The organism is Salipiger sp. HF18 (assembly GCF_011806505.1).
In the GTDB taxonomy this organism is placed as follows: Bacteria; Pseudomonadota; Alphaproteobacteria; order Rhodobacterales; family Rhodobacteraceae; genus Salipiger; species Salipiger thiooxidans.
Map to the genome: position 1 here is coordinate 1 of NZ_JAATOS010000465.1, position 3114 is coordinate 3114.

At 66.7% G+C, this 3114-nt stretch carries 5 protein-coding genes; 3 read left to right on the forward strand and 2 right to left on the reverse strand.

From position 1 onward, the window contains the following. A partial coding sequence (gene fnrL, locus HC022_RS22490; protein WP_167453883.1) for a transcriptional regulator FnrL occupies positions 1-516 on the forward strand: 516 nt, incomplete at its 5' end. A 54-nt stretch (positions 517-570) separates the two neighbouring features. On the opposite strand, the gene HC022_RS22495 is transcribed toward fnrL, so the two are convergent. Further along, positions 571-918, reverse strand: a complete 348-nt coding sequence (locus tag HC022_RS22495) for a DUF1428 domain-containing protein (RefSeq protein ID WP_089958554.1) — start codon at positions 916-918, stop codon at positions 571-573. A gap of 59 nt (positions 919-977) precedes the next feature. Between HC022_RS22495 and HC022_RS22500 the strand changes: the two genes are divergently transcribed. Beyond that, on the forward strand, positions 978-1436 hold the full coding sequence (locus HC022_RS22500; protein ID WP_217704081.1) for a MarR family winged helix-turn-helix transcriptional regulator: 459 nt from the start codon (positions 978-980) through the stop codon (positions 1434-1436). A 96-nt stretch (positions 1437-1532) separates the two neighbouring features. Here HC022_RS22500 and HC022_RS22505 read toward each other — a convergent pair whose 3' ends face one another. Next, complete coding sequence (locus HC022_RS22505; RefSeq protein WP_167453884.1) at positions 1533-2372, reverse strand: universal stress protein; 840 nt, start codon at positions 2370-2372, stop codon at positions 1533-1535. Positions 2373-2576: 204 nt separating this feature from the next. On the opposite strand from HC022_RS22505, the gene HC022_RS22510 reads away from it, so the two are divergent. Beyond that, on the forward strand, positions 2577-3114 hold a 538-nt coding region (locus tag HC022_RS22510), incomplete at its 3' end, for a cbb3-type cytochrome c oxidase subunit I (protein ID WP_175583697.1).

The following is a 3114-nucleotide window of genomic DNA, read 5'->3' on the forward strand; positions in this document are numbered from 1 at the left end:
CGCACCCAGATGGTGGGCCTGCTGCTTCCCAGCGACTTCGTCGGGCGTCCGGGCCGGGCCAATGCCGCCTATGACGTGGTGGCGACCACCGATCTCGTGATGTGCTGCTTCCGCAAGGCACCGTTCGAGGAACAGATGCGGCAGACCCCGCACATCGCCCAGCGCCTGCTCGAGATGACGCTCGACGAGCTCGACGCCGCGCGGGAATGGATGCTGGTGCTCGGCCGCAAGACCGCACGCGAGAAAATCGCCTCGCTGCTGTCGATCATCGCGCGCCGCGATGCCTCGATCAACATGCGCAACGTCACCGGCAGCATCGTCTTCGACCTGCCGCTCACCCGCGAGGCCATGGCCGATTACCTCGGGCTGACGCTCGAGACGGTGAGCCGCCAGATCTCGGCGCTGCGCAAGGACGGGGTGATCTCGCTCGAGGGCAAGCGCCACGTGACGGTGCCCGACATGCAGCGCCTGCTCGACGAGGCGGGCGACGATTCCGACGGGGGCGTCTTCGCCTGACGCCCCTGCCCTGCGGACCCGGCCGTGATGACACGACCGGGGAGCAGGCATCGGTCACGCTTCGAAAAGCGTCTCGAAATTGCCGAAGATCATGCGCTTGCCGTCGAAGGGCATGTCCATCTCGCGCCAGCGCGGATCGGTTTCCATCGACGCCCAGCAGGCATCGGCGGTCGCCTTGTCGGGCCAGAGGATCCACGAGAACACCACCGCCTCTCCGTCCTCACGCTTTACCGCCATGGGAAACGAGGTGATCTCGCCGTCCGGCACGTCGGCCTCCCAGCACTCGCGCATCGCCGTGGCGCCATACTCCTTGAACAGTGGCCAGCTTTTCTGCGCGGACGCGAGGTAGGCGTCCTTGTTCTTGCCGGGCACCGGGGTGAGGAAACCGGATACATAGGACATTTCTGATATCTCCCTGTTGCACCTTCGCAGGTTACAGGAGATACTATGTTGATATCAACATGAATGAGACGATGGACCCCGAACTGCCGATCGAGACCACGCTGGAGGTGCGTGACCGCTGTCTGTGCCTGCGCGTCCAGCGCGCTGCCCGCAACCTCGCCCGCCGCTTCGACACGGCGCTGAAACCCTTCGGACTGACCAACGGGCAATTCTCGATCCTGATGTCGCTCAACCGGCCCGAGCCGCCGCGGATCTCGGACCTCCCCCCCTCCCCCGCCATGGCCCGCCCCACGCTCCCCGCCGCCTTCAGGGTGCTCGGGCGGCGGGGGCTGGGGGACAGCCCCGCCGACCCGCCCGACCGCCGCAACCGGCGGCTGCGGCTCAGCGACGACGGCCGGGCGCTGCTGAAACGCGCGGTACCGGTCTGGCGGCAGGAGCACGACGCGCTCGACGCGGCGCTCGCCCCTGCCGACCTCGCGGCGCTGCGGATGATGCTGGCGGGTCTCGCCGAAACCTGAGGCGGGCCCGAAGGCCCGCCTCGCGGCACTCCTGCCGCCTCACTGTCCCGATTTCCGGCCGCGGTCGTTGCCGCGGCCGTGTCGTTCGTCAGCCCGTCAATGCGCGAGGAAGACCGGAACCTCGGCCTGTTCGAGCATGTTGCGGGTGGCCCCGCCAAGGATCGCCTCGCGGAAGCGCGAGTGCCCGTAGGCGGCCATCACCACCATGTCGGCGTTGACGTCCAGCATATGGCGGCGCAGCACGTCGGAGACGCGGGGCATGGTCTTGGACAGCACGTCGATCTCGGGCTTCACGCCGTGGCGGGCGAGAAACTGCGACAGCGCGCCGCCCGGGTCCGAGCGGTTCGGGCCGTGCTGCGGCGGGTCGATCACCACCACATGGACGTGCTCGGCGCTCTGCAGCAGCGGCATCGCCGCCCGGACCGAGCGCAGCGCCTCGTTGCTCTCGTTCCAGCCGATCACAACCCGCGACGGCGCGGTTCCGGCGGGCGAGGTATCGGGCACCACCAGCACCGGGGTCTGGCCCTCGAAGAGCGCGCCCTCGGTCACAGGCTCGAGCTCCACTCCGCGCTCCTTGCCATAGGGTTTCGGCATCACGACGAGGTCGGCAAAGCGCGCCCGGCCGGCCACGTGGCGACCGATGTCCGCGAGCTGCGCGACGCCTTCCTCAACGGCCCAGCGCACGCTGGTCTGGCCGAGGATCCCGCGCACCACGCCGGCGAGCTGCGCCGCATCGGCGGTGGCGCGGCTGATGGTTTCCTGCAGGATCATGGCGTTGGCGCCGGCGTAGTAATAACCCGTCTGGGTTCGGTCGACGCCGAAGCAGAGCACGTCAAGATGCGCGTCCCAGGCTGAGGCAACGGCGGCGGCGTGGTCGATCGTCGACTGGGCAAGCGCCTCGTCGGTGACCACTGTCAGTATCGTTTTGTAGCCCATGTCTCATCTCCTCAGGGTTTATCTCTCCGACATTCGGCAGTCTATGCTTGCGCGAATGGACGCACTTTGACCATGGTCAATGGCAGTTCATCAAAGCCTTGATACAGATCAAAGAGCGGAGGGGCGCAAGACCTCATTAACCGCTCAGTCTATAAACCGCTCGCGCGGCAGTCGAATCGTGCGGGTCAGACGAAGGGACGAACAATGATCAACTATATCAAGCTGATCGTGCTTGGCGTGGTCGCGGTCTTCGCGCTGGTCGCTGCCAACTACGCACGAGATGCAGCTTACATGGTTCACGCCATCATCATATTCCTGGTGACAGCCGGACTGTTCCTGTGGACCCTCCGCAGCACCGACGAGCCCGTGCCCGCCAAGGTGCTCGAGACCTCCTACATGGACGGGGTCGTCAGGGCCGGCGTGATCGCAACCGCGTTCTGGGGTGTCGTCGGTTTCGCGGCCGGCACCTTCATCGCAGCGCAGCTCGCCTTTCCGGTGCTGAACTTCGACTGGGCACAGGGCTACATGAACTTCGGCCGCCTGCGGCCGCTCCACACCTCGGCGGTGATCTTCGCCTTCGGGGGCAACGCCCTGATCGCAACGTCCTTCTACGTCGTCCAGCGCACCTCGGCCGCGCGCCTCTGGGGCGGCAACGCCGCGTGGTTCGTGTTCTGGGGCTACAACCTCTTCATCGTCCTCGCCGCGACCGGCTACCTCCTGGGTGGTACCCAGTCGAAGGAAT

What these genes read in the sequence shown, in the direction of transcription:
- HC022_RS22495 (WP_089958554.1), bottom strand. Translation starts at nt 918, where the DNA reads ATGTCCTATGTATCCGGTTTCCTCACCCCGGTGCCCGGCAAGAACAAG.
- HC022_RS22505 (WP_167453884.1), bottom strand. Translation starts at nt 2,372, where the DNA reads ATGGGCTACAAAACGATACTGACAGTGGTCACCGACGAGGCGCTTGCC.
- HC022_RS22500 (WP_217704081.1), top strand. Translation starts at nt 978, where the DNA reads ATGAATGAGACGATGGACCCCGAACTGCCGATCGAGACCACGCTGGAG.